The sequence below is a fragment of the Vibrio sp. 1402 genome (assembly GCF_033340275.1).
The window spans coordinates 1-534 of sequence record NZ_JAWOWE010000640.1; the positions used below are offsets into that span (position 1 = coordinate 1).

General features: G+C 44.4%; 1 protein-coding gene. It reads left to right on the plus strand.

Features of this window, described 5'->3' with window-relative positions; translation table 11 throughout:
• Window positions 1–477 (plus strand): sensor histidine kinase (locus R7044_RS27695; RefSeq protein ID WP_405540965.1); only part of this gene is annotated, 477 nt, incomplete at its 5' end.
• Window positions 478–534: the final 57 nt, after the last annotated feature.

Sequence of the window (534 nt, forward strand, 5' to 3'; positions counted from 1 at the left end):
GCACAAAAAGCGATTGCGCGAATGCAAGCTGCGTGTGAAGACATGCGCGTTTTGACCGAGGCGTTTTTGTTGTTAGGCAAAGAGAAAATTGAGCCGCAGCACTTTGGCGAACAAACGCTTTTAGTTTGTTTACACCAGCAATTGGAAGAGCTTGCTCCGTTGTTTGCAAAGCAAGATGCGCATTATCAGCTTAACGAACAAAATAGCGGCGAAGTGTATGCGCCAGCAAGCTTCGTGACGATAGTCATCAACAATTTAATCAAAAATGCATTCAGTTATAGCGTTGGAGACATCGAGATCGATCTACAGCAAAACACGCTGATTATCACCAATCGTCATGATGGTAACGAAACGTATAATGCGGGTTATGGTTGCGGCTTAGTGATAGTGCAACGCATTTGTGAACGGATGGGGTGGCCGTTTGAATTAAACGATGATGGCGTCCGATTTAGCGCGAAAGTGACGTTTGTTTCTTAACGTCCCAATTTGCCAATGAAGCCAGAGTTAACGTTCTGGCTTTTTTGTCTCACTTTT